The organism is Cupriavidus sp. 96C5-1, from assembly GCF_057798855.1.
The window spans coordinates 265038-288247 of the sequence record NZ_JBYOJU010000002.1; the positions used below are offsets into that span (position 1 = coordinate 265038).

The window sequence follows — 23210 nt, forward strand, 5'->3', positions numbered from 1 at the left end:
CCAGGCGGGCCGGACCGCGCGCGGCGCTACCTGGCGGTAAAGCAGGATTACCTCTGATCCTTGGGGTGGCCGGCGCCGAGCGCCTCCAGCAGCGGCCGCATCGCATCGAGCTCCGCGCCGAAGCCGCTCCAGTCTCCCGCCTTCAATCGCTCGATGGCACGGTCATAATGGGCTAGCGCCTCGCGCGCGCGGGCGTCCGCCGTGCCGCCGGGCGGCGCTGTCAGCGGGGCGGCTTCCTTGAACAGCGCCGCCAGCGCTTCGCCCAGGGTTTCCTCCATCACCACGCGCTCGCCATAGGCGGCAATCACCCGTTTCAGCTCGGGCAACTGGCCGGATGCCGCGCGCAGGTAGAGCGGGGAGACGTAGAGGATCGAGTTCTCGATCGGCACCACCAGCAGATGGCCGCGGATGACGCGCGAGCCCATCTGGTTCCATAACGAGATCTGCTGCGAGATCTCGGTATTCTGCTGGATGCGCGCCTCGATCTGGAACGGCCCGAAGACCAGCTTGTCCTTGGGGAAGGCGTAGACGATCAGCTTGCCGTACTCGGGTGGATCGCAACGCGCCGCCAGCCAGGCGATCATATTCTCGCGCTGGCTTGGCACCATTGGCAGCATGAGGACGAACTCGGCGCGCGGCTCCCCGGGCAGCCGCATGATCATGTAATAGGGCATCATCTGCATGCCGGGGGAATTCCTGCCGTCGAGATCGGTCGGTGCCCGGGGGAATTGCCAGAGATCCTCGCGGTTGTAGAAGACTTCCGGCGCATCCATGTGGTACGCGCGGTAGCGCTGCGCCTGGATCAGGAACAGATCCTCGGGGTAGCGGATATGCTGCCGCAGGTCCTGCGGCATGGCCTCCAGCGGCTTGAACAGGCCGGGGAAGATGCGCTGGTACGTCCGCACGATCGGGTCGGCAGGGTCGCTCACATAGAACTCGACCGTGCCGTTATAGGCGTCGATCACCACCTTGACCGCGTTGCGGATGTAGTTGGTGCCGTCGCCGGTGCCCGGTTCGGCGTAGGGAAACCAGCTGCTGGTGGTATAGGCGTCCTGCATCCAGAACAGGCGTCCGTCGCTCGCCACGATATAGGGATCGTGATCGAGGCTGAGGAACGGGGCGATCGTACGCACCCGGTCCTGGATATTGCGATGGAGCAGGATCCGGCTCTCGTCCGTGATATAGCCCGTCAGCAGGATGTTGAGATCGTCGAGCTGCCAGGCGAACAGGCTGCGCCGTGCCAGGCTGCCGACGGCGACGCCGTCGCGCCCGCTGTAGGCGGCGTAGACGTTGTCCTTTCCCTTGGGGTAGTCGAATTCAGGTATGTTGCCCTTGACGATGACAAAGCCCTGGCCGCCTTCGCCGAAATAGATGCGCGGTTCGCGGATGGGCGGGCCGCCGTTGGCGGCGGGCGGAATATCCTGCAGATAAAGGGAAGGCAGGCCTTCCGTGGACTTCTCGGTGACCGGCGACATCACCACGCCGTTGCCGTGGGTAAACAGGAGATGCAGGTTCACCCAGGTCTGCGCGTTCGACGGCAGCATCGCCGGCTCCAGTTCGCGCGCGGACAGCATCACCTGCCGGTAGCCGGCGTCGAGCCGGTAGCGGTCGATATCCACGGAGAGGAATTTGTAGTAGGTCCTGATTTCCTGCAACTGCGCGTAGGTATCCAGCAGCGGCTGGACATCCCACAGGCGGACGTTGTCGATGGTCGGGCGATTGGCCTGGAGCGAGGCGAGATTCAGATCCTGCTCGGCCGGAAACGGCTTTACCGCGATCCGCCCCAGACCGTAGGCCTGCCGCGTCAGCGCGATATTGTGCTCGATATACGGCGTCTCCAGCTGCAACTCGTTCGGCTTGACGTAGAAGCGCTGGAACAGCGCCGGGTAGATCTCTGCGAACACCAGCGAACCGCCGAACACCAGCAGTGCCGACGCGGCGGGAATGCGATAGTCGTGCCAGCGCATATTCGCCCAGCAGGCGGCGGATGCGGCAACGGCAAGGCCGGCAAGCAGCCACAGGAGCGGCAGTTCGACATGGATATCCGTATAGCCCGCGCCGACCACCACGCCGTTGTCGCCGTAGAGCAGCAGGAAGCGATCGAGCCCGTAGGACCAGGCCTTCAGCAAAAAGAACAAGCCGAGCAGAGCCGAGCCGTGACCGGCCGCGGCGGGCGAGAATCCGCCCGGCGACCAGCCCGGCGCGATGTCGCCACGCATCCCGTAGATCACGCCCGCGATCGCTGCGCAGCAGAAAAGCAGTTGCAGCAGCCAGTTCTTGAGCGCGACATAGACGGGCAGGGAAAAGAGATAAAAGCCGATGTCCTTGCCGAAGATCGGATCGCGCTCGCCAAATGGCACCTGATGAAGGAAGCGAAGCACCATGCTCCAGTTCGATATTTCGCTGGTGGCGATCAGCAGCCCGAGAAGAACGGCGGCCCAGGCGATGCTGGCGCGCCACGGAATGTGCGGCGCGACCTCTTCGGCCAGTTCACTGACGACTTCGGGCATACCATGCGAGAAGGCGGCCCGCGGGGTGCCGGGGCTGCTCGCATAGCGGTGCGCCAGCCGCCCCGATGCCCAGATCGCGCCGGCCGATGCCGCGAACACGGCGGCAAACAGGAGCGCCTGGGTGGAGAAGATGGTCCAGAAAACGCCGGCGTAGCCGACCGAGGAAAACCAGAGCCAGTCGACCAGTATGCTGGTGAAGCGCCCGACGGCGAACAGGCCGGCGACGACGGCTGCGGCCGTGACCGCATACCGTTTCAAGCGCCCGCCGGATCTGACTCGCGACCGCATCGCCCCTCCTTTGCCGGGCCGTTATCCTTCGCCGGATGCGGCCGGACCATCGGGCATCGCCAATGCCGCAAGGCGCGCGGCTGAACGGACGGGCGATGCATAAGCGCATGGCGGCCCGTAGCCAGGCAAGAAACCGCCGCAGAGAGCACCGGATAACTCATTGTAGGCTTGCGAACAGGCAAGCGGGGGGGCTCCCGCGGGCGCCTGCGTGGGTCAAGTCTCACTCGATTGCCCGGCTTGGCGGATTGTTCCGTACGCCTGTTGGTGTGAATATTAAGTAACATTTTGCCGTTGCTCAGGCGCCGGCTCCGAAGCGGCGGTGGCCGACGCTAGCTTGCAGGTGGTCTTTCCGGTCTTTTCACCTTGCCGCCGACGCATGGCAGAAGAGTGGGTTCCCCTTGTCGCGCAAGCGCAAAGTGGCGCAGAATCGTCAGCGCAATGCCGGGAACACGGCATGACAGCCTGTGCGTGGATAGCGTTTCGACGGATGTCGCTTCGCGTTGCCGGACCCGATGGCTGCCGGCCGCGGAGGGACGGCTGGTGTCCTGGGTCTGAACCTCGTTGACCGGGCAAGTCAGTAGAGCAGGCATGGGAGCCTGGGAGCGAAGCGCAGCAAGGCTGAAGCCTTGCGAGCATTGGTGACGGCGGATCGCGCGTCTTATCGGCTGACTTACTCAACGAAGTTGTGACTCCGGACACTGATACGGGTGGACTGCATGGAAAGCTTCCTGGTAAGGCCGGCTACGCGCAGACAGGCAACGCTTGCCGGCATCACGACGCTGCTCATCCTGGGCGTCTTCGCGCTGGCCGTGCCTCGCGCAACGCAGGCGCTGCCCGCGGTGCCTCCCTTCATGCCGATGTGCGCGCTGACGGTATTCACGACAGCCTGCATTGTCAGCTTCCTGCTCAGCGCGCAATTCACCGTGACGCGGCAGCCGATCCTGGGCGCGCTCGGTGGCGCCTACGCCTTCACAGCGCTGGCGGTGGCTTTGCAGTTGATGACGTTTCCCGGCGTCTTCACGCCCGATGGCCTCTTTGGCGCCGGCCCCGACAGCGCGCTGTGGATGTGGGTCTTCTGGCATGGCGGCTTTCCGTTTTTTGTGATTCTCGCCGTGGTGATGCGTAACCTGTCCGGGGAAGAGTTGATCCGCCCCAGGAATGTCGGCCTGTGGACGTGGGGGCTGGTGGGCGGGCCGGTCGCGGTCGGCGTGGCGCTTTGCGGGCTGGCCCTGTACGGCGATTTGCCATCCGCGCTCAAGGTAGCGGGCAGTTCGGGCGGCTATGAGAGGAATGCTACGGCGCTGGTGATCTGGTCGCTCAATGTCGTCGCCATTGCCGTCGTGCTGCTACGCGGGCGCCTGCGCGCCGTGCTCGATATATGGATATCGATCGCCCTGCTTGCCTGCCTTATCGATACCAGCCTGAACCTGCTGAGCGCGGCCAGGTTCAGCGTGGGCTGGTATCTCGCCAGGGTATTCAGCATGTTTGCCCCGGGCGTCCTGGTGTGCGTCCTGGTGTGGGAAGTCACGGTGCTGTACCGGCGGCTGTTCGCAGCCCATGTCACGTTGCTGCAGACATCGGTGCATGACGCGCTCACGGCGATCTACAACCGCAGCTATTTCAACGCGCAGTTCGGCAAGGAATTCGAGCGCGCCAAGCGCGGGAATCTGCCGCTGTCGCTGATCATGATCGATGTCGATCATTTCAAGCGCTACAACGACGCCCTGGGGCACCCCAAGGGAGATGCCTGCCTGGTCGCCGTGGCATCGGCCCTGGCCGGAGTCGTCCGGCGTCCGGCGGACTTCGTCTGCCGCTACGGCGGAGAGGAGTTTGCCATCGTGCTGCCGGACACCGATCTGCATGGCGCATCCGAAATCGCGGCGCAAGCGACCCAGGCGGTGATGCGGTTGAGACTCGACGCCCCGGCTCCCGCCGGATACGTCACGGTCAGCGCCGGCTGCGCCGCGCTGCGGTGGGAAAGGTTGGCCGACGAACTGGTCGAGGCGGCCGACGTGGCGCTGTACAGGGCGAAAGCGGCCGGGCGCAATCGCGTTCATCTCGCGGATGGCTGAATGGCTTCCGGTGGCTCCCGGTGGCTCCCGGCGGCTGCGGTCACGCGGCGAAATCCGGGATCTCATCCCGGGGAGCGGAGCGAGTGGTGCCGTAACGCGCCGGGCCTTGCGCGCTCAATCGTCCCGCGTCAGCACTTCCAGCAGCTCGATCTCGAAGATCAGGTTGGCGTTCGGCTTGATATGCTCGCCGACCTGCCGCTCGCCATACGCCAGGTGGGCGGGTACGAAGAGCTTGCGCTTGCCGCCGGCTTTCATGCCCATCAGCCCCTGATCCCAGCCCTTGATCACGCGCCCGCTGCCGATCACGCACTGGAAGGGCTTGCCGCGATCGTAGGAGGAGTCGAACCTGGTGCCGTCCTCCAGGAAGCCGCTGTACTGGGTGGTGATCAAGGCGCCTTTGACCACGGCCTTGCCGTCGCCGATTTGAAGGTCTTCAACCTGTAGTTCGCTGCTCATCGATCGTTCTCGTTCGCCTGGTGGTTCGTGGATAGCCTGCTCAGGCGGGATTCTCGCAAACTTCCTGAAGCATCGCCATGCACGCGGGCCTGGAGTGCCTGCGGGACGCGGTGCGAATTTTCTTCCGATCCCGCATGCGCAGCGCTTGCAAATTTCGATTGGTTGGGTAAAATGCGCAGCTCACCTTGCCCAGGTGGCGAAATTGGTAGACGCACTAGGTTCAGGTCCTAGCGGTGGCAACACTGTGGAGGTTCGAGTCCTCTCCTGGGCACCAAGATTGAAAGCAAAAGGCCTGCATCCGTGCAGGCCTTTTGTTTTTGTAGCTTTTTAGCTTTTGTAGCTTTTGCACTGCCCACAGCGAATCCGCGCATGTGGTCTCCCCGCACCCGCGGGTTTGAACGCCGCTAGGCGATCGCTATCGAGACAGGGGTCGGATTCCGGAAGAGATCCAGCACCGGGCAATGCCGGTCAACGCTCTCCTTGAGCGCCTTGAGCGCATCCTGGCTCGCGCTGCTATCGAATTTCACGGTGCCTTGAATATCGGTAAAGCCTGGGCGAACCTCCGGATCAACGCTAAAGAAGCCTCTCAGGTCAAGCGTGCCTTGTAGCTGGACGGAAACATCCCTCAGGGGAATGCCGAGCGCGGCTGCATGCAGGCGGTAGGTGATCTCCTGGCAGGTCGCCAGGGCAGCCAGGGCAAGCTCGACCGGGCTGGCCGCCTTGTCGCTGCCGCCAAGGCCAAGCGGCTCGTCCACGTCCACCGTGAACTCCCGTATCCTGACCTTGCGGTGCAGTCCGTCCTCGCCGCGGCTTTCCACCGAGAAATTGACAACGGCCTTTTCGGGTTGTGCAGCCAATGCTTGCTGGTTTGCGATGAACAGCGATTGATATGGATCGGACAAGATAGTCTCCTCGAGCGTCTTTCAGTCCGATTCTTGAGGCTTTTCCCATCCTTGGGAAATAAGGAATTCGAGTTTGCATATCTGTAGTGACCCGGCGGCAACGGCCAAGCCTGGGCGCGCCACGAAACTGGAACGGTGGCGACACGGAAGGCCTGCTGGCAATGCAAGGTGTTGCCGAGGCCCCCGCCCGAGGCGGTCGCGCGGCTCGGTAGTCACTTTGGAGCGGCCTTTTTTAAGTCTTGCTTAAGTCTCGGCCCATAGACTGGCAGCACACAAGACAACCCGGATAGGAGGTGCCATGACCCCGCAAGAGATGCAAGCGCTGGAAGGCTTCTTGACGCAGCTGACGCAGGCCAGGGCTGGGGCGAAAGACCCCCAGGCAGAGGCCTTCATTGCCGACGCGGTTGCCAGGCAGCCCGATGCCGCATACCTGCTGGTCCAGCGCGCCATGATGCTGGACCATGCGCTGGCGACGGCAAAAACGCAGATCGCCACGCTGCAGAGTCAGTTGCAGATGGCGCAGTCCAGCGGCGCCAATCGCTTTCTCGACCCGGACAATGCCTGGGGCAATAGCGCTGGCCGTGCCGCACCGAACCCCGTCATGCCGCCGCCGGCGAGCGCGCCTGTCGCCGTGCCGCAGCAGGCCCAGCCCGTGCCGGCGGAGCCGTCCCGGCCCGGTTTCCTGAGCGGCGGCCTGGGGAGCGCGCTGGGCGGTATCGCAACGACGGCAGCCGGCGTGGCCGGCGGCGCGTTCCTGTTCCAGGGGATCGAGAACCTGTTCCATCGCAATAGCGGCGGCGGCTTCTTCGGGCAGCCCGCCATGGGGCAGATGCCGACGGAGACCACCGTCGTCAACAACTACTACGAGAACGACGGCCGCTCGTCGCGGGGGGCGCCCGATACGGATGGGGGCCTGAGCAATGGGCTCCTGGATGACGGATTGGGCAATGACGACTTCCTGAATGACGATGCATTCAACGCCTAGGACGTTCAGGGCGTGCGGGGCTTGCCCGGACTGCCCGCGCCGGACTATCGCGGTGCCGCCGCAAACCGGTCGGTAGCGGCAATCAGCTGATCGAGGATGCCGGGTTCGGTCCATGCGTGCCCGGCGCCTTCGATCAGATGCAGATCGGCGTCGGGCCACGCCTGGTGCAGGGCAAAGGCATACCTTGCCGGGCAGGGCATGTCGTAGCGGCCGTGCACGATCACGCCGGGAATGCCGGCAAGGCGATGCGCGTCGCGCAGCAACTGTCCTTCCTCCAGCCAGGCGCGGTGCGTGAAGTAGTGGTTCTCCAACCGTGCGAACGCCAGCGCGAAATGGCCGTCGGCGTGCTTTGCACTGTTGTCAGGATCGGGCAGCAAGGTGATGGTTTCGCCTTCCCACACGCTCCACGCCCGGGCCGCCTCCAGCTGTTTCGCGGTATCGCTGCCGGTCAGCAGCTTGCGGTAGGCGGCCATCATGTTGCCGCGCTCGGCTTCCGGGACGGGGGCCTGGAAGCGGGCCCATTTGTCGGGAAACATCTCCGAGACGCCGTGCTGGTAGTACCAGTCCAGTTCCGCTTGGGACACGGTATAGACCCCGCGTAGCACCAGTTCGCTGGTCCGCTCCGGGTATGTCTGCGCATAGGCCAGCGCGAGCGTCGAGCCCCACGAGCCGCCAAAGACCAGCCAGCGTTCGACGCCGGCCAGCTGGCGCAGGCGCTCGATGTCCTCCACCAGATGCCACGTCGTATTGGCCTCCAGCCCGGCGTGCGGGGTAGAGCGGCCACAGCCGCGCTGGTCGAACAGCATGACGTCGTAGCGCGCCGGATCGAACAAGCGGCGGTGATCGGCCGAAATGCCGCCACCGGGGCCGCCATGCAGGAATACCGCCGGCTTGGCGCCGGGCGTGCCGACCCGTTCGTAGTAGACCACGTGGCCGTCGCCGACATCCATCGTGCCGGTTTGATAGGGTTCGATGGCGGGATAGAGCGAGCGAAGCTGTGGCATGGGTCGGGTCCAGGGGATGCGTTGGCAGAGTCGGAGTGTATCGCGCGAGGCTGGACGGCCGCATGCGCTCCAATGCGCTGGCGCCTCAAGCTATACTACGCGGGCCGCTGCAACAACGGCGGCCGGGTTTGACAGCCCGAGCAAGAGGGCGGACGACCGCCAACCAGGCGGCATTTTTTCGTCCGTCGTGCCTTCGCACGTCCCTATGGGCGGGCCTTGGCAGGGGAGCCTTCGGGCTCGCCGGTCCCTTCTTGCCGGTCTGTCAACCCTGTCATGCGCCCGCCCACCCCGATTGACAGCGGGGAGCGGGTCCGAAACCGCTCAAGAAGGAGGCACTCCCATGCCCCAGTTTTCGCTCGCCCGTACCGGGCACTTCGCACTTCCCGACCCCTTCTCCCTCATCATCGTGCCGCGCTTGCACGGTACGCAGCAGGAGGCCGCCCATGCATAAGCACACTCGCCATGGCATCACGGCCGAGCACACGGGCGCCGATATGTTCGTGACCGCCCATACGCCAAATGAGAGCCCGCTGAGTCTCGCTGCCGAGAAGGCGGCGCAGCTTCATGCGCTGCTGTGCGCCGCCAGCGACTACGCCGCCGCCGGCCCGTGCGCCAACCCGACTGGAGAGATCCAGGGGCGCCTGCTATCGCTGGCTGCCGGCCTGGCGCACGAGACGCTGGTGCTGAGCGAGATGATGGCGATGGGTGGCGGGGAAAAAGGCGCCAGCGCCTGATTCCGGGGTGGCCGCGTGGGGCCCGACAAGGTGCTGCACGCCGCCCAGGCGCTGGAAAACGGCGCAGGGAGCACCCAGGATCTCCAGTATCTGCTTGGGCGCGGCACGTCGTTGGGCGGTGCGCGTCCCAAGTCCACTGTTCGGGACACTGGCGGTTGGCCGGCCTTGGGCAAATTTCCCAGCCAGGCAGGCAAGCCATGAGCGCTGCGCCGGCTTGCGGTGTTGGCCATGTCCTTGTGACCGTCAACCAGGTGCGCGTGAATGGGAGCGCAAGCGTCCTCACCAGCGGCGTGCTCGCTACCCTGGGCAAGGCGGCCCTGCCGTCTGCTTCGTACCAGGAGATCCGATGCGGGAGCGCCGGCAGAAGGGCGGATCTTTCCAGTAGCTCGCCCGGTTGTCTGCTCGATGCAGTTCAGGAGCCGGCAGCAGACGCCGCCACCTTGCGTCCGGCCATATGCCGCAGATAGGCCAGCAAGTCCTTCAGGTCGGCGTCGGGCAGCGTTTTTTCGTCGATCGCCGACATGCGCGCGTTGGGCCACCAGCGCAGCGACTGCGGATCGCGGATCAGCCTGGCCAGCTTGTCGTCGCCCAGATACTCGACCGGGCTGTACGGCACGTTCAGATCGGGGCCAAGGTGGGCGTCGCCGACCCGGTTGAGGGAATGGCACGAAAAGCAAACGCGCTGGAATGTCGCGAAGCCGCGCATGACCGGTCCGTCGGCCGGCAGGCCGGGGGCGGGCCGGATGGCCGCAAAGCGCTCGGCAGGCGATGCGGTGATGTCGATGCGCACGATGCTGTAGGTCCAGAGGCTCTCGTTGACCACGGCGGCGGCATGGCCCGACGGCACTGTCCAGATCAGACGGAACGGCCCGATGTCCTGGCCCTTGAGCGTCGGCCAGGGTGCGGCGGGATTTTCCACCGCCAGCCAGGCGCGCGGCTCGTCGGTGCGATCGGCCAGCAGCAGGCGCATCGGCAGGTGGGAAATATAGCCGTCGCTGGCCGCGGTCGTCGCACTCGCGTCGGCCGTCACCGGCATGCCGCGCAGCAGGGCCGCCAGGGGGATCGCCTTGAACGTCAGGCGGCGTTTCAGGTTGTCGTCGTCCACCGTCACATCGGTCAGGCGACGGTCGGTCAGCAGTCCATCGAGCGTCCAGCTGCGCTGTTGCGTACCAGCGGCAATGGTTAGCGTCGCCGTGTCCGCGGCGCACGCGGGACCTGCCAGGAATGCCATCGCGCAGCCAAGCGCGCCAACGGTCCTTGCGATCCAGGCTTTCATGCGTCTTTCTCCAGTTTTCCGGGGCAATGTGCGGGAATCCCGCTGTCAACCGATGTCTAGCGTGCTTGCGCCCCGAGCCGGTTGAGCGACAGCCGGAATGTACCCGTTCTTGTTTGAGCGCACAGTGTATGCGAAAGCGCGAAGGCGGAGAGTGCGGCCCGAGCGGTCGTTGCTGCCCCGGGACTTCACGCCCGCCGAGGCGCCGCTGGAGGAGGGGGGCGGACTGTCGGCGACCTGATCCGCCAGGGCAAGCTCCGGTACTTCGGCGTATCCAATCTCCGCGGCTGGCGCTTTGCCGACATCGTGCGCCTTGCCGATGCATTCGGCATGGACAGGCCCGTCGCCAGCGAACCGCTCCGCACCGCGGAGGTGGAGCAATTGCCGGCAGCGGCCCGCTATGGCCTTGGCGTCGTTTCGTACAGCCCGCTGGCACGCGGTGTACTCAGCGGCAAGTACGCGACGGATGCGCCGCCGCCGGCCGACAGCCGCGCCGGGCGCGGCGACAAGCGAATCCAGCAGACCGAATGAAGATCAGGCCTGCCGTGCGGTTTGCGCGGCTGACACCGCGGCGCGCAGGGCCAGCAGGTAGCTGTCCACGCCAAAGCCCGATATCTGACCCAGGATGATTTCCGCGAAGACCGATTGATGACGAAATGCCTCGCGCGCGTGGATGTTGGACATATGCAGTTCGACCACTGGCACCGTCAGGATCGCCAGTGCATCGCGGATCCCGTAGCTGTAGTGCGTCCAGGCCCCCGCATTGATCAGCACGGCATCGACGCCCTCCGCATAGGCCTGGTGGATGCGTTCGCACATCGCCCCTTCACTGTTGGTCTGGAAGCTGTCCACCTCGGCGCCCAGCTCCTGGCCAAGTGCCTGCAGTTTCGCGTCGATTTCCGCCAGCGTGATGGTCCCGTACTGCTTGGGGTCGCGCTTGCCGAACATATTGTGGTTGATGCCGTGCAGCATGAGAACCTTCATGGCCGTACTCCTTTTCTGAATCGGGATTTCAGCTGACCCGGACCTGCGGATCCGCTTCGCGTCCTACACCAAGGGCGCGGTCATGCGCCGGATCAGATCCCGTGTCTCGGGCCGGACGCCGCGCCACCAGGCGAAGGCTTCAGCGGCTTGTTCCACCAGCATGCCGACGCCGTCGGCCAATGATGCCGCCCCCGCGTTTTGCGCGAAGCGCAGGAAGGGCGTGAGCCCCTTGCCGTAGACCAGCTCATAGGCAAGCGCTGCCCGGACGAAGGCATCGGCCGGCACCGGCGGCAACCCGCCCTTGAGGCTCGCGGAGGTGGCATTGACGACCAGGTCGAAGCGTTCGCGCGCCAGGTCCTGGTAGCCGCAGCCGCTCACCCGGCCATGCGCGGCGAACTGGCTGGCGAGCGCGGACGCTTTTTCGACGGTTCGGTTCGCAATGACCACTTCCGCCGGCTCCGCTTGCAGGAAAGGCAGCAATGCCCCGCGGGCGGCACCGCCCGCGCCGAGCACCAGCACGCGCTTGCCCGCCAGCGAGAAGCCGAGATTGCGCTGGATGTCGTTGAGGAGCCCCACGCCGTCGAAGTTGTCGGCGAGGATGCGGCCGCCCTCGAATTTCAGCGCATTGGCCGCCCCTGCCAGTTGTGCGCGCTCCAGCCTGTCGGTGGCCAGTTCATAGGCCTGCAGCTTGAATGGCGCGGTCACGTTCATGCCGCGCCCGCCGGCGTCGCGGAAGGCCAGCAGCGCCTCGGCAACGCCCTCGAGCGGCCCCTCGATCGCAATGTATTCCATATCCTGCGCGGTGGCCCGCGCGAATTCACCGTGGATCAGCGGCGACTTGGTGTGGCCGATAGGATTGCCGATCACGGCGTAGCGGTCGGTCATGTCGTGCTCCTTGCAGTGGCCTCGGCATACAGCACGCCGTCGTTCACCATTGCGTCGATCTGCGCGGCCGTGAAGCCAAGTTCGGCGGCGATGTCCAGGTTGTGCTGGCCCATCAGGGGCGCCGGCATTTTCTGCGTGGTGTCGCAGTCCGAGAAGCGGAAAGGCAGGTTGGGCAGCCGCACCTTGCCGAGCAGCGGATGCGCCTGCTCGATCACCATGCCGCGTGCCGCTACTTGCGGATCGGCCAGCACTTCGTCAATGCGTTGCACCTTGGCGCACGGCACGTCGATGGCATCGAGCGCCACCAGGCATTGCGCGACCGTGCGCTGCGCCACCCAGCCGCGTGCGACCGGCAGGATCTCCGCGCGGTGGGCATTGCGGCCAGCGGCGGTGTGCATCCGCGTGTCGGCGGCGAACGCTTCGCCGCCGACCAGGGCGGCGAAGCGCTTCCACGCATCGTCGACCTGGGCCGCGATAACGACGTAGCCGTCCGATGCGGTAAAGACACCGTAGAGGGTCGACTGCGGCAGGTCGTGGCCGGTCTGCACCGGCACTTCCTGGCCGCCCGACATCGTGTAGCACTGCACCGCGTACTCGTGCATCGACACCAGGCAGTCATACAGGGCCATGTCGATGTGCTGCCCGCGGCCGGACTTGACCCGGCCCAGCAGGGCGGCGCAGACCGAAGCCACGCCGTGGATGCCGGTGTACATGTCACCCAGCGCAATGCGCAGCAACGGCGGGGCCTCGCCGGGCGAGCCGACCATCTGCATGATGCCGCTCTTGGCTTCCGCGATCAGCCCGAAGCCGGCACGATGCGAATCCGGGCCGGTGTGGCCGTAGGCCGAGACCGAGCAATACACCAGCTTCGGGTTGCGCTCGCTCAGGGCCTTGTAGCCAAGGCCGAGCTTGTCCAGTGCTCCCGGCCGGTAGTTCTCGACGAACACGTCGGCCGTATCGGCCAGCCTGTGCATCAGTTCCAGGCCGCGCGGGTCCTTGAGGTTGATGCATAGGCCCTTTTTTCCCATGTTCTGCTGCAGGAAGTAGCCGCTTTGCCCATCGACGAAGTAGGGGTGCTGGCGCCCGGCGTCGCCCGTGGTGGGACGCTCGACCTTGATCACCTCCGCGCCCAGCGCGGCAAGGCAACGGCTCAGGTAGGGGCCCGCCAGGAAGTGGCTGTAGTCGATGACACGGATGCCATCCAGGGGAAGCGCTTGCGTCATGCCGGTCTCCGCGGAATCATCAGGCGATGCTCGCCTTTCTGCACGACTTCGCCGCGCTGGTTGATCAGCTCGGAGGGCAGTACCACGATGCCCCAGCCGGGCTTGCTCTTCGACCCGCGCATGCTGCCCACGCGAAACCTGACGTGCAGCGTGTCGCCGAGCTTGATCGGACCCAGGAAATCCCAGGTCCAGCCGAGCGACATGCCGGGCAGGAAGCGGTATTCGCTGACGGTCTTCAGCCCGTCGGCAATCGAAAGGCCGAACAGGCCGTGTGCCACCCGCGTGCCGAACGGCGTGGTCCTGGCATATGCCTCGTCGGTGTGCACAGGGGTGTGGTCACCCGTCAGGTCGGCGTAGGCCATGACGCGGGCCTCGGTCACCTCGTAGGCGGGGCTGATGCATTCGTCGCCCACGCGGGCGTCGTCCCAGTAACGTTCTTCGCTCATTGCCATATCCTTGTCAGGCACGGGGATTGATGGCCAGGGCCTGCGCTACCGCGCCGGGGCTGGCTTGAATGAGTTCGACGGCGAGGCCGTCCGGCAGGCGCAGCCAGTTGCGGCCCTGGGGCATCTCGCTCACGCCGAACGATGCGGCCGCGGCGAGCGCGGCTTCCAGGTCCTCGCACATCACGCCAAGGTGGGCGAGCCGGCCTTCGGGGCCGTCGAAGTCCGGGCTGGCGATGAACTGCATGCCGCCGAGTGTCCAGTACTGGCGCGGCTGCGCCTGCGTGCCATCGATCTCGCGCATGGCCATGCCCAGCACGTCGCGGAAAAAGCGGATATGCCAGTGGATGTCCCTGACCCGGATGGCGGCATGCTCCACATAGGCTTTGCTTGCGGCTGTCATGTCATTGGCTCCCCGCGGCGGCAGGCTGCTGGGTCAGGCCGTGCTCGATGCCCTTGATGCACGCCACCAGCGCCTGGTTGACCGGCGTCGGCACGCCGCAGCGCGCTCCCGCCCGCACCACCGCGCCGTTGATGAAATCGACTTCGGTGGCGGCGCCTTTTTCCAGGCTCTGCAGCATGGAGGCCTTGAAATCCGGCGGAAGCCCGTCTGCCGCCATCACCCAGGCGTCGCGCGGCTGGGCAATCGAGAGCTTCACGTCGTTGGCACGCGCCACCGCCATGGCTTCGGCAACCGCAGCCACGGCGCAAGCCTCGGCCTCGGGTACGGCGTAGAGGCCGCCATAGGGCAGGCGGGTGATGCCGCTGAGCGCGCCGGTGGCGACGTTGATCAGCAACTTGTCCCACATGGTGCCGACGATGTTGTCGCTGACGTCGGTGCGCAGGCCGGTGCGCTCGAACTCCGCCGCGATGGCGCGCACGCGGTCGCTCAGCGCGCCGTCGAGTTCGCCGATGATGGTGAGCTTGCCCCGGGTGCCGGCAATGATGCGGCCCGGGCCCAGGAATACCCCGCCGACATAGGTCTTGCCGGCCAGCACGCGTGCGCGGCCCACTGCCTGCGCCAGGATGTCTTCATGGCCCATGCCGTTTTGCAGCGATATGACCGAGGTCTGCGCGCCGACGATGGGCATGGCTGAAGCAATGGCTTGCGCGGTATGGAAGGATTTGACGAGCACGATCACCAGATCGGCCGGCGCCAGGCCGGCGCAGCCGGTGGCAGCCTTCACCCGGACGCGGATTTCCGAATCGCCGTCCCGCATGAGCAGGCCATCGCGATGGATGGCATCGACGTGCGCCTGGAAGCGATCGATCAGTGTGACGTCCGAGCCAGCCCTGGCCAACGTTCCGCCGATCGCGCAACCGAGCGCGCCGGCACCGAGGACATAAATCTTCACCTTGTCTCCTTATGCCGCGCCGAAAGGGGGCGCAGCCACAGGTGAAACGATATGGACCTCGGTCTATTTGGTAAATACAATGAAGGTAATACTGTTCATTGCGAAATGCAATACGCATACGCCGCACATACCGCATGCCGCACACTGCGCTCGCCCCGAATCCCGACGACGACCTGATTGAGCCCCGCATGCTCAGGCTGCTGGATCTGCTCTACCGAACGCGCAGCGTCACGCAGTCGGCGGCGGCACTGGGACAAAGCCAGTCCACGGTCAGCATCTGGCTGGGCAAGCTGCGCCGCCAGCTGAACGATCCGCTGTTCGTTCGCACGCCCTCCGGCATGCAGCCGACGCCCCGCGCCGATGCGCTGATCGAGACCGCCCGCAACGCGCTGGAGTCTTTGCGCTTGCTAACCACGTGCGATGTCAGTTTCGACCCCGCCACGGCGGAACGTACCTTCCGCATTTGCATGACTGACGCCAGCCATATCACGCTGTTGCCGCAGTTGCTGGCGCACGTGCGCACCTTTGCTCCTTGCGTTCGGCTGGTGGCGGCGCGTATCGACGGCAATACGGCGGCGGCGCTGCAGTCCGGCGAGGCAGACCTGGCGCTCGGCCTGGTGCCCTGGCTTGACGCGGGCTTCTACCAGCAAACCTTGTTTCCGCAGGATTGGGTGTGCCTGGTCAATGCGCGCCATGCCCGCATTGCGCAGGAACTCACGCTGCAGCGCTATTGCGGCGAAGGTCACATCGGCATTGTCGGGGGCACGGGCGCACAAGTGCTGGAACGCGCGCTGGAGGAGCAACAGATCCACCGCAACATCATGCTTGAACTCCCCGGCTTCCTTGGACTGGCGGCAATCGTCGCATCGACCGACCTGATCGCCACCGTGCCGCGCCATATTGGCGAGACGCTGGCGGCAATGACCAATTTATCCGTTCTGGCTTGCCCAGTGGCCATCCCGCCCTTCACCGTCAAGCAGCATTGGCATGCTCGCTTCCACCACGATCCCGCCAATCGCTGGCTGCGTGGGGTGTGCGAAATCCTGTTCCAGAGCCGCCGAATCAAGCACGGGGAGCCGAAGCCCGGCTCGGAAGCGTAGGAGGCCAGGAATTCGGGCCGGGCATGGCGGAGGAGCGGCCTTGCCGACGCCGCCGGCGCGCTGAACTGCTCACCGGTTGCAACCCTTCGCCGGCGTCCACTTGTCCTGGCGCCGGGTTGCCGTACGCGCGATTCCGGATTCCGGGCCAGGCAACGGAGACGGATGCCAGCACGGAATCCTGGCGTTCCAACGCCGGTTCAGCCGACGCGGATGCCCGCCTGCCCGACCATCTCGGCGGCCTGTCCAACGGAGATGATGGCTCCCTTGAACGAGGCCGCGGCGGTCGTGAGGCTCAGCCCGCCGAGTTCGGCCAGGCGGAGGTCCGCGCCATCGAAGCGGGCGTGCTTCAGGTTGGCGTCACGCAGGCTGCCGCCCTCGAACACGGTGTCCCGGAAATCGCAGCCGGCGAGGTCGGCATCGGACAGGTCGAGTTGCTCCAGGCGTTGCTTGCGGAACGACAAGCCGCGCAGGTCGCTGCCGACGAGAAGGGTGTTGTGGAAAACGAGGCCCAGGGTGGCGGTTTCGCGGAACCGGGCGCCGGTCAGCTTGGTTTCCGTGAAGAGGGCGCCGGCCAGCCGCGCGCGCTCCCATTGCGTGTTGTTCAGGTCGCTGTTGCAGAAGCGCGCTTCCGTGGCGTCGACCAGGGTGAAGTCGGCGCCGGCGGCCTTGCAGCGCATCCATTTCGACTCGGCGAGGTTCGCCTTTCTCAGCTGCGCGCCCGCAAAGGTGCACATCAGGAATTCCACGGACGAAAAGTCCAGGCCGCTCAGGTCCAGGTCGTCGAAGCTGCATTGCTCGAAACGGAGCGCGGCCGGCCGTTGCGCAAGCATCTCGAGGATGCCGTTGCGCGAGAGCCCGGCATTGCTGATGATGTGGGGGGATGGTATGGGCATGGGATTGGCGGAAGGAACGTCGGATGACGCCTTGATTCTGTTTTGGAAGTGCCGCCCTTGGTCACCTGGGTGTGTCCGAGAGGATGAGGCAAGCGATCGACGAGCGAGTGCGTCAATACATTGTGTCTAGTGCGTGGCCCTGTCGCACATCGCCAGCAACGATGCCAGCAGACGTGCCTTGCGGGGCGCATCGACGTCATAGACCTCGAACATTTCCGCGTACCACATGCCATCTCCCGCCAGACGGCAGATCAGGAGCCGGTCTTCGGCAGTGGTGTCGGCGGGGTCATGCGCGATGGCGTCCCTCATGCGCTGGCTCCATCCCTGGCGGCAGCTGGGGAGCGTCAAGGCCAGCATGGCAATGGCACGCTGCGTTCCAATGGCGTTGTTGGGCGAGGTGCTGTCGAAGCATGTCCTGATGTAGGCGCGGGCGTGTTTGCCAGGACCATCCGGCTCGGCGGACAGCGCGCGTTGATAGCGGCTGTCGAATTCCTCGAAGAGCTGCTCGCACAGGGCTTCGAGCAGGGCGTTCTTGCTGCGGTAGTGATACTGCAGGCCTCCCTTGCTCACGCCGGCGCGTTGCGCCACCAGGTCGAGCGTAACCGACTCGGGGCCCTCAGAGACCAGCAGGTCCCGCACGACCGAGAGGCACTGGGTCCGGATCAGTTCAGGGTTCTTGAGACGCTTGCTTGCTTCGGACATGATAAATCCAGCCAGACGGATTTATTATTCTAGCACCTTGCCCTTGCTTTGTAGCAAGGACAAGACAAAGCGGGGCCGAGGGCTGACGTCGGGCCGTGAGTGGCTGGAACAGCCTGGAGGGACCTGACCTGCCCGGCTGCATGGCCAGCCCCGCCAGCCAGGCTAGCGCAGCGCGAACCCCCGTTCCCGCACCGTCTCCGAGTCCAGCCCGATCTGCACCTTGAAATCCCCCGCCTCGGCGGCGTATTCGAGCCTGGCGTTGAAGAATTTCAGCTTGTCCTCGTCGATGGTGAAATGCACCACGCGCGCCTCGCCCGCCTTGAGCATGAGCTTGCGGAAGTCCTTCAACTCCTTCACCGGCCTCACCACAGAGGCGGCGACATCCTGGATATAGAGCTGGACCACCGTCTCCCCGTCGCGCTCCCCGGTGTTGGTCACCGTCACGCTGGCCTCGATCCGGCCATGGCGCGGCATGGCCGGGCTCGATAGCGTGATGTCGGACACGCTGAAGTCCGTATAGCTCAGGCCATAGCCGAACGGATACAGCGGGCCGGACGGCTCTTCGAAGTATTGCGAAGTATAGTTCGGCGGCTTGCCCGGCACGAAAGGGCGTCCGATGCGCAGATGGTTGTAATAGGTCGGGATCTGCCCCAGCGAACGCGGGAAGGAAATGGGCAGCTTGCCCGATGGGTTGTAGTCGCCGAACAATACATCGGCAATCGCATGGCCGCCCTCGGTGCCGGCGTACCAGGTCTCGAGCAGGGCATCGGCGTTCTCCTTTTCCCAGGCGAGCGTCAGGGGGCGGCCGTTCATCAGTACCACCACCAGCGGCTTGCCGGTCGTCCTGAGCGCCTTGAGCAGGGTCTCCTGGCCGCCCGGCAAGGACAGGCTCGTACGGCTCGATGCCTCATGCGACATGCCGCGCGACTCGCCTACGGCGACCACGATGGCGTCGGCGCCGCGTGCTGCTTCCACGGCCTCGGCAATCATGTCGCCGGGAGCACGCTTGTCCTGCACGATCTCGGGCTTGTCCCAGTTCATGAAGTTCAGGTATCCGACCACGCCGGCATCGTCGGTCACGTTCGCGCCGCGGGCATAGACCACCCGGGCCTGGTCGCCAACGGCGTCGCGCACGCCTTGCAGCAGCGTGACCGTCTGCCCGGATTTGCCGGCCGCCGACCAGCTGCCCATGGTGTCGACGGGCGCATCGGCCAACGGCCCGATCACCGCGAGCGTGCCGGTCTTCTTCAGGGGCAGCGTCCGGCCGCGGTTCTCGAGCAGGACCAGCGACCTGCGCGCGGCGGCGCGCGCCGCCGCCCGGTGCAGGCGGCTCTGCGCGTCGACCTCCGGCGGGTCCTGCTCGGCGGCGCCGATGCGCCGGTAGGGGTCCTGGAACAGGCCCAGGTCGTACTTGGCGCCCAGCACCTCGCGCACCGCGCCATCGATGTCGCGCACGGACACTTCGCCCGCTTTCACGAGCCCCGGCAGGTGCGCCAGGTACGCCGAGTCATGCATGCTCATGTCGACGCCGGCCTGGATGGCGAGCCTGGCGGCTTCGCGCCCGTCCTTCGCCACGCCATGCAGCGTCAGCTCGTCAATGGCCCCGTGGTCGCTGACCGTGATGCCCTTGAAGCCCCACTCCTTGCGCAGCAGGTCCCGCAGCAGCCATGTGTTGGACGTGGCCGGTACGCCGTTGATCGAGTTCAGCGCGATCATGACCCCGCCGGCGCCGGCATCGATGCCGGCCCGGTACGGTGGCAGGTAGTCCTGGAGCATGCGGATCGGGCTCATGTCGACCGTGTTGTAGTCGCGCCCGCCTTCCACCGCCCCGTATAGCGCGAAGTGCTTGACAACGGCCATCACGCTGTCGGCGTTGGCCAGGGAGGTTCCCTGGAAGCCCCTGACGCTGGCCTGGGCGCACAGCGAGACGAGATAAGGATCCTCGCCGAAGCCTTCGGAGGTGCGTCCCCAGCGCGGATCGCGCGCGATGTCGACCATCGGCGCGAAGGTCACGTCGAGGCCGTCCGCGCTGGCTTCGATGGCCGCGACGCGCGCGCTCTGCGCCACGGTTTCCATGTCCCAGCTCGATGCCAGGCCCAGGCTGATCGGGAATACGGTACGGTGCCCGTGCACCACGTCGTACGCGAAGAAGATGGGAATCTTCAGGCGGCTGTGCTTCACCGCAGCGTCCTGCATCGGCCGGTTGTCCTTGCGCGTCACCGAATTGAAGGTGCCGCCTACCCGGCCCGCCGCGATCTCCTTGAGCAGCTGGGGCTGGGGCATGTCCTCGCCGATGCTGATGAGGCGCAACTGGCCGATCTTTTCGTCCAGCGTCATCCGCCCCATGAGGTCGGCGATAAAGGCATTCTTGTCGCCGGCGGAAGCCGATACCGGGTCGGCAATCACTGGAGAGCAAAGCAGGCTGGCCGACAGGGCCAGCAAAGAGAGCATTCTCAATTGATAGTTATCCAAGTGGCTCGACAGGGCGGCCCGCCCCGCGATGGGGCGCGCTTCCTGCCACACGGGCTGACGCCGCGCGCCCTGAACCGGCGCGCGAAACGAAATGCGTTATCTTTCCGCACTGCGCCAGCAGTTTACCGCCATTACACTAATGCCTTGCGCCGCGTGTGCCGTGGCAGCATCTTTCACCTGCTTTTTCTGGAGAGATTCGTGGCTCTTGCCTCTATCGCCGCATCGTTACGCATCAGGATGCAAACCGCCTTGCCTGCACTGATTGCCGCCTGGACACTGATGTGCGGCACCCAGGCCGGGGCGTTCTCCCTGGACGATGTGACAGCCCGCGCCAGGACCCTGGCCGATACGCCCTACGCCGCGCCGGCCAACAACCTGCCGCCGGTGTTCAGCCAGATGCAGTTTGCCGACTACATCAAGATCCAGCCCCGCCGCGACGCCCTGGAGTGGAAGGACCAGGGCACGCCGTTCCGCCTGGGCTTCTACCACCAGGGCATGCAGTTCAGCAGCCCGGTGCGCATCAACGAGATCGTCGGCAACGCGGTCCATGAGATCCAGTACGACCCGGCCCGGTTCGACTTCGGCGGCCTGAAGTTCGACAAGTCCGCGACCGGCAAGCTTGGCTATGCCGGCTTTCGCGTGCTTTATCCGATCAACCGCGCCGGCAAGCTCGACGAGATCATGAGCGTGCTGGGCGCCAGCTATTTCCGGGTCGTCGGCAAGAACCAGGTCTATGGCCTGTCCAGCCGCGGCCTGGCCATCGATACCGGGCTGCCCGTCGCCGAGGAGTTCCCGGCCTTCCGCGAGTTCTGGATCGCACGGCCCGCGGCGCAGGACAATCATCTGGTGTTCTACGCCCTGCTGGACTCGCAACGCGCCACCGGCGCTTACCGCTTCGACCTCTATCCCGGCGAGGACACCATCCTCAAGGTGCAGGCACGCATCTTCCTGCGCGGGGCCGTTACCAAGCTCGGCGTGGCGCCATTGACCAGCATGTTCCTGTTCGGGCCGAACCAGCAGCGCGATCCGTACAACTTCCGTCCGGCCCTGCATGACTCCAACGGCCTGGCCATCCACACCGGAAACGGCGAATGGCTGTGGCGGCCGCTGAACAACCCGCGCCACCTCGCCATCAGCACCTTCCAGGTCACGAATCCACGGGGCTTCGGGCTGCTCCAGCGCGGGCGCGAGTTCTCCGCCTTCGAGGATCTGAAGGACCGCTACGACCTGCGCCCGAGCGCCTGGATCGAGCCGCAGGGAGACTGGGGGAAGGGCAAGGTCGAGCTGGTGGAAATCCCCTCGCCGGACGAGACCAACGACAATATGGCCGCCTTCTGGACGCCGGACCAATTGCCGCCCAAGGGCCAGCCACTGCAGGCCGACTATACGATGCACTGGACCATGAACGAGCGCGCGCTGCTCGACAAGGATCTGGCCTGGGTCAAGCAGACGCTGCGCTCGGCAGGGGAAATCACGCAGGCCAACCTGATCCGCCGTCTCGATGGCAGCACGGGCCTGATCGTCGATTTCGAGGGTCCCGTGCTCGCCAGCCTTCCCGCTGGCACGCAGGTCGGCGCACAGGTCAGCGCGAGCGACAACGCCGAGATCCTCGACAACGTGCTGGAGCCCAACCCGGTCACCAAAGGCTGGCGGCTGAATCTGCGGATCAAGGTCAAGGATCCGCGCAAAGTGGTGGAAATGCGTGCGGCGCTGGTGTCCGGCAACAAGACGCTGAGCGAGACGTGGAGCTACCAGTTGCCGCCGGATTCGGTGGGAGGGCAGTAAGCGGGCCGCAGCCGCAAGCCGGCGCGTCCTCAAGGCGTGCCGGGTATGCCGTGCATTGCGCCCATCGTGCCCCGTATCGTTGCCCAGTGTTCCTCAAGCCACGTCTGGCGCCGCTCTGGCGAGGAGGGCGGGCTACCCGGCGCCGAGCTGGAATTCTCCCCTCGGCGGGGCGTGTTGCTTGCATGGCAACCGCGCGCAGCGCTTACAGGCTTGCGCGCAGCTTGTCGGGATTGCGGACCATGTACACACCGGCAATCCGGGCGGAGGCGTCAGGCTCCAGTGCTACGGCCAGCGCGATGTGCCCATCGGGCTCGCGAAGCACATAGCCAGGCCCCCCGTTGACCCGCGCGCGCAAGAGCCGGCCCGAGGGGCTCTGGCGCAGCCATGCGCGATGCAGCCCGCACAGGACGAGGGCGACCGCATCCGCGCCCTGGATGGGCCTGGCAATTGCCGCCCGCCGCCCGCCGCCATCGCTCATCAAGGTTGCGTCGGCGCACAGTACTGCCGCCAGTGCTTCCGGGTCGCCGGCCTGCAAGGCCTGTTCAAAGGCCTGCAGCAGGGCCTGCAACTGTTCGTGGCTGACCTCGCAGCGCGCATAGTCCTGTTGAACATGGCGCCGTGCCCGCGTGGCCAGTTGCCGGCATGTGGCCGGGTCGCGGCCCAGGCGCCTGGCGATATCGTCGAACGACAGTGCGAACACATCGTGCAGCAGGAAGGCGGCTCGCTCCAGTGGCGTCAGGCGTTCGAGCGTCAGCAGGAACGCGGTGGATACATCCTGCGCGTAGGCCAGCCGGGCCTGCGGGTCGGCGAGTTCATGCGCGCCGCCCGCATCGGCGTTCGCGTGTTCGATCCAGGGCTCGGGCAGCCAGACGCCGACATAGTGCTCGCGTTGCCGCTGCGCGTTGCGCAGGCGGTCGATGCAGGCATTGGTGGCCATGCGGGTCAGGTAGGCGGCTGGTTCGTGCAGGCCGGCCAGATCCACCTCCTGCCATTGCAGCCACAAGGTCTGCACCAGATCCTGCGCGTCCGCGCGCGAGCCAAGCATGCGCCAGGCCAGTGCCAGCATCGCGGCGCGCTGGGCTTCGAACAGGCGCACATGTTCTCTATCGGGATTGCGGGGATTGCGGGGAGCGGGGTAGGGCAT

The 23210-nt window shown here is 65.7% G+C and carries 20 protein-coding genes, 1 tRNA gene and 1 pseudogene; 7 read left to right on the forward strand and 15 right to left on the reverse strand.

From position 1 onward, the window contains the following. Positions 1 to 47: 47 nt before the first annotated feature. Positions 48 to 2798, reverse strand: coding sequence for a UPF0182 family membrane protein (locus AC3FOF_RS03735; protein WP_488725812.1), 2751 nt, complete (start codon positions 2796 to 2798; stop codon positions 48 to 50). A gap of 716 nt (positions 2799 to 3514) precedes the next feature. On the opposite strand from AC3FOF_RS03735, the gene AC3FOF_RS03740 reads away from it, so the two are divergent. Next, positions 3515 to 4870 carry a GGDEF domain-containing protein gene (locus tag AC3FOF_RS03740; RefSeq protein WP_017229221.1) on the forward strand — a complete coding sequence of 452 codons (1356 nt, stop codon included), beginning with the start codon at positions 3515 to 3517 and terminating at the stop codon, positions 4868 to 4870. A gap of 114 nt (positions 4871 to 4984) precedes the next feature. On the opposite strand, the gene AC3FOF_RS03745 is transcribed toward AC3FOF_RS03740, so the two are convergent. Beyond that, positions 4985 to 5326 carry an FKBP-type peptidyl-prolyl cis-trans isomerase gene (locus tag AC3FOF_RS03745; RefSeq protein ID WP_276268292.1) on the reverse strand — a complete coding sequence of 114 codons (342 nt, stop codon included), beginning with the start codon at positions 5324 to 5326 and terminating at the stop codon, positions 4985 to 4987. Between the two features lie 187 nt (positions 5327 to 5513). On the opposite strand from AC3FOF_RS03745, the gene AC3FOF_RS03750 reads away from it, so the two are divergent. After that, positions 5514 to 5600, forward strand: a tRNA-Leu gene (locus AC3FOF_RS03750). A 130-nt stretch (positions 5601 to 5730) separates the two neighbouring features. On the opposite strand, the gene AC3FOF_RS03755 is transcribed toward AC3FOF_RS03750, so the two are convergent. After that, positions 5731 to 6228 carry an OsmC family protein gene (locus AC3FOF_RS03755; RefSeq protein ID WP_017230904.1) on the reverse strand — a complete coding sequence of 166 codons (498 nt, stop codon included), beginning with the start codon at positions 6226 to 6228 and terminating at the stop codon, positions 5731 to 5733. Between the two features lie 298 nt (positions 6229 to 6526). Here AC3FOF_RS03755 and AC3FOF_RS03760 point away from each other — a divergent pair, with 298 nt between their 5' ends. Continuing rightward, positions 6527 to 7213, forward strand: a complete 687-nt coding sequence (locus AC3FOF_RS03760; protein ID WP_488725813.1) for a DUF2076 domain-containing protein — start codon at positions 6527 to 6529, stop codon at positions 7211 to 7213. 44 nt (positions 7214 to 7257) lie between these two features. On the opposite strand, the gene pip is transcribed toward AC3FOF_RS03760, so the two are convergent. Then, a complete protein-coding gene (pip, locus tag AC3FOF_RS03765; protein ID WP_017230902.1) occupies positions 7258 to 8217 on the reverse strand; it encodes a prolyl aminopeptidase in 960 nt (319 codons plus the stop codon). A 443-nt stretch (positions 8218 to 8660) separates the two neighbouring features. On the opposite strand from pip, the gene AC3FOF_RS03770 reads away from it, so the two are divergent. Next, a complete protein-coding gene (locus AC3FOF_RS03770) occupies positions 8661 to 8951 on the forward strand; it encodes a hypothetical protein (RefSeq protein ID WP_488725814.1) in 291 nt (96 codons plus the stop codon). Between the two features lie 412 nt (positions 8952 to 9363). On the opposite strand, the gene AC3FOF_RS03775 is transcribed toward AC3FOF_RS03770, so the two are convergent. Then, positions 9364 to 10227 (reverse strand): cytochrome c, encoded by an 864-nt coding sequence (locus AC3FOF_RS03775; RefSeq protein WP_488725815.1) that lies wholly within the window; start codon positions 10225 to 10227, stop codon positions 9364 to 9366. Positions 10228 to 10423: 196 nt separating this feature from the next. On the opposite strand from AC3FOF_RS03775, the pseudogene AC3FOF_RS03780 reads away from it, so the two are divergent. Beyond that, positions 10424 to 10752 (forward strand): annotated as a pseudogene (locus AC3FOF_RS03780) (aldo/keto reductase); the annotation flags it as partial. 6 nt (positions 10753 to 10758) lie between these two features. On the opposite strand, the gene aroQ reads toward AC3FOF_RS03780, so the two are convergent. The 6 genes from aroQ to AC3FOF_RS03810 all read right to left on the reverse strand — a co-directional run bounded on the left by aroQ (position 10759) and on the right by AC3FOF_RS03810 (position 15114). Beyond that, positions 10759 to 11208, reverse strand: a complete 450-nt coding sequence (aroQ, locus tag AC3FOF_RS03785) for a type II 3-dehydroquinate dehydratase (protein ID WP_488725816.1) — start codon at positions 11206 to 11208, stop codon at positions 10759 to 10761. A 63-nt stretch (positions 11209 to 11271) separates the two neighbouring features. Continuing rightward, positions 11272 to 12093, reverse strand: coding sequence for a shikimate dehydrogenase (aroE, locus tag AC3FOF_RS03790; RefSeq protein ID WP_488725817.1), 822 nt, complete (start codon positions 12091 to 12093; stop codon positions 11272 to 11274). Beyond that, a complete protein-coding gene (locus tag AC3FOF_RS03795) occupies positions 12090 to 13316 on the reverse strand; it encodes a CaiB/BaiF CoA transferase family protein (protein WP_276268286.1) in 1227 nt (408 codons plus the stop codon). Before AC3FOF_RS03795 ends, aroE begins: the two co-directional genes overlap by 4 nt. After that, positions 13313 to 13762 carry a MaoC family dehydratase gene (locus AC3FOF_RS03800; protein WP_488725818.1) on the reverse strand — a complete coding sequence of 150 codons (450 nt, stop codon included), beginning with the start codon at positions 13760 to 13762 and terminating at the stop codon, positions 13313 to 13315. The genes AC3FOF_RS03795 and AC3FOF_RS03800 overlap by 4 nt, the downstream gene beginning before the upstream one ends. A gap of 13 nt (positions 13763 to 13775) precedes the next feature. After that, positions 13776 to 14162 carry a VOC family protein gene (locus AC3FOF_RS03805; RefSeq protein ID WP_488725819.1) on the reverse strand — a complete coding sequence of 129 codons (387 nt, stop codon included), beginning with the start codon at positions 14160 to 14162 and terminating at the stop codon, positions 13776 to 13778. A 1-nt stretch (position 14163) separates the two neighbouring features. Further along, the gene (locus AC3FOF_RS03810) at positions 14164 to 15114 is read right to left on the reverse strand and encodes a ketopantoate reductase family protein (protein ID WP_488725820.1); all 951 of its coding nucleotides are present in this window, start codon (positions 15112 to 15114) and stop codon (positions 14164 to 14166) included. A 134-nt stretch (positions 15115 to 15248) separates the two neighbouring features. Between AC3FOF_RS03810 and AC3FOF_RS03815 the strand changes: the two genes are divergently transcribed. Continuing rightward, a complete protein-coding gene (locus AC3FOF_RS03815) occupies positions 15249 to 16214 on the forward strand; it encodes a LysR family transcriptional regulator (RefSeq protein WP_488725821.1) in 966 nt (321 codons plus the stop codon). 197 nt (positions 16215 to 16411) lie between these two features. Here the strand turns inward: AC3FOF_RS03815 and AC3FOF_RS03820 are convergent, their stop codons facing one another. The 3 genes from AC3FOF_RS03820 to bglX form a co-directional block, all read right to left on the reverse strand. Continuing rightward, positions 16412 to 17107, reverse strand: coding sequence for a pentapeptide repeat-containing protein (locus AC3FOF_RS03820; protein WP_017230893.1), 696 nt, complete (start codon positions 17105 to 17107; stop codon positions 16412 to 16414). Between the two features lie 126 nt (positions 17108 to 17233). Continuing rightward, positions 17234 to 17809, reverse strand: coding sequence for a TetR/AcrR family transcriptional regulator (locus AC3FOF_RS03825; RefSeq protein WP_488725822.1), 576 nt, complete (start codon positions 17807 to 17809; stop codon positions 17234 to 17236). A 162-nt stretch (positions 17810 to 17971) separates the two neighbouring features. Beyond that, positions 17972 to 20260 carry a beta-glucosidase BglX gene (bglX, locus tag AC3FOF_RS03830; RefSeq protein WP_488725915.1) on the reverse strand — a complete coding sequence of 763 codons (2289 nt, stop codon included), beginning with the start codon at positions 20258 to 20260 and terminating at the stop codon, positions 17972 to 17974. Positions 20261 to 20518: 258 nt separating this feature from the next. Between bglX and AC3FOF_RS03835 the strand changes: the two genes are divergently transcribed. Next, positions 20519 to 22066, forward strand: a complete 1548-nt coding sequence (locus tag AC3FOF_RS03835) for a glucan biosynthesis protein G (RefSeq protein WP_488725916.1) — start codon at positions 20519 to 20521, stop codon at positions 22064 to 22066. Between the two features lie 202 nt (positions 22067 to 22268). Here the strand turns inward: AC3FOF_RS03835 and sigJ are convergent, their stop codons facing one another. Further along, a complete protein-coding gene (gene sigJ, locus AC3FOF_RS03840) occupies positions 22269 to 23210 on the reverse strand; it encodes an RNA polymerase sigma factor SigJ (RefSeq protein WP_488725823.1) in 942 nt (313 codons plus the stop codon).